The following is a 1,533-nucleotide window of genomic DNA, read 5'->3' as shown; positions in this document are numbered from 1 at the left end:
CCATCGGCTCTGGTGGGCTTAACTTCTCTGTTCGGAATGGGAAGAGGTGGACACCACCGATATAGGCACCTAAATATTTTTAAAGTTATCTTGTATGATTCCTGTTTTATTCAGCTCCATACGCCATAACGATGACATATTATTGAAAGAAGTTAAGTTTTGAAGAACAAACAACAGTTTACTGCTCTTGAAAGCTTCGGATTATTAGTATTACTCGACTTTGATGTCACCATCTTTACATCTGTAACCTATCAACGTAGTAGTCTGCTACGGTCCTATATGGAATTCTCATCTCGTGGCTAGTTTCGCACTTAGATGCTTTCAGCGCTTATCTATTCCCAGCGTAGCTACTCTGCAATGCCCCTGGCGGAACAACAGATTCACTAGAGGCTAGTCCAACCCGGTCCTCTCGTACTAAGGTCAGCCCCACTCAAAATTCCAACGCCCACAACAGATAGGGACCGAACTGTCTCGCGACGTTCTGAACCCAGCTCGCGTGCCACTTTAATCGGCGAACAGCCGAACCCTTGGGACCTTCTCCAGCCCCAGGATGTGACGAGCCGACATCGAGGTGCCAAACCTCCCCGTCGATATGAGCTCTTGGGGGAGATCAGCCTGTTATCCCCAGCGTACCTTTTATCCTTTGAGCGATGGCCCTTCCATGCAGAACCACCGGATCACTATATCCGTCTTTCGACCCTGATCGACTTGTATGTCTCACAGTCAAGCAAGCTTATGCTATTGCACTCCTCATACGGTTACCAAGCGTATTGAGCTTACCTTTGAAAGCCTCCGTTACCTTTTTGGAGGCGACCACCCCAGTCAAACTACCCATCAAACAATGTCCTCCACGTTGCAGAGTTAGACACCGAATACAGAAAGGGTGGTATTTCAACGTTGACTCCACGACGCCTGGCGACGCCGCTTCATAGTCTCCCACCTATCCTACACATCCTGTATCCAATGTCAATGTTAAATTGTAGTGAAGGTGCATGGGGTCTTTCCGTCCCGTTGCGGGTACCCGGCGTCTTCACCGGGACCACAATTTCACCGAGCTCATGGCTGAGACAGCGCCCAGATCGTTACACCATTCGTGCAGGTCGGAACTTACCCGACAAGGAATTTCGCTACCTTAGGACCGTTATAGTTACGGCCGCCGTTTACTGGGGCTTCGATTCAATGCTTCTCCTTACGGATGACATCCCCTCTTAACCTTCCAGCACCGGGCAGGTGTCAGGCCTTATACTTCATCTTTCGATTTTGCAAAGCCATGTGTTTTTGTTAAACAGTCGCCTGGGCCTTTTCACTGCGGCTGATATTGCTACCAGCGCCCCTTCTCCCGAAGTTACAGGGCCATTTTGCCGAGTTCCTTAGCCATGATTCACTCGAGCACCTTAGAATTCTCTTCCCGGATACCTGTGTCGGTTTGCGGTACGGGTTTTTATAACCTGAAGCTTAGCGGTTTTTCTTGGAAGTCTGATTACCTGCACTATCCACGCCCCCGAAGGTTTGCGGTACTATCAGCGTTCAGCT

The 1,533-nt window shown here is 49.3% G+C and carries 2 rRNA genes; both read right to left on the bottom strand.

Annotated elements, in window-relative coordinates:
• Positions 1 to 73: ribosomal RNA gene (gene rrf, locus HQN86_RS01505) — 5S ribosomal RNA — on the bottom strand; the annotation flags it as partial.
• Positions 74 to 184: 111 nt separating this feature from the next.
• Positions 185 to 1,533: ribosomal RNA gene (locus HQN86_RS01500) — 23S ribosomal RNA — on the bottom strand; the annotation flags it as partial.

It is taken from the genome of Pedobacter panaciterrae, from assembly GCF_013204795.1.
Lineage (GTDB): Bacteria > Bacteroidota > Bacteroidia > Sphingobacteriales > Sphingobacteriaceae > Pedobacter > Pedobacter panaciterrae.
The sequence above is the reverse complement of the archived record's forward strand: the minus strand, read 5'-3'. Positions and strand labels throughout refer to the sequence as shown.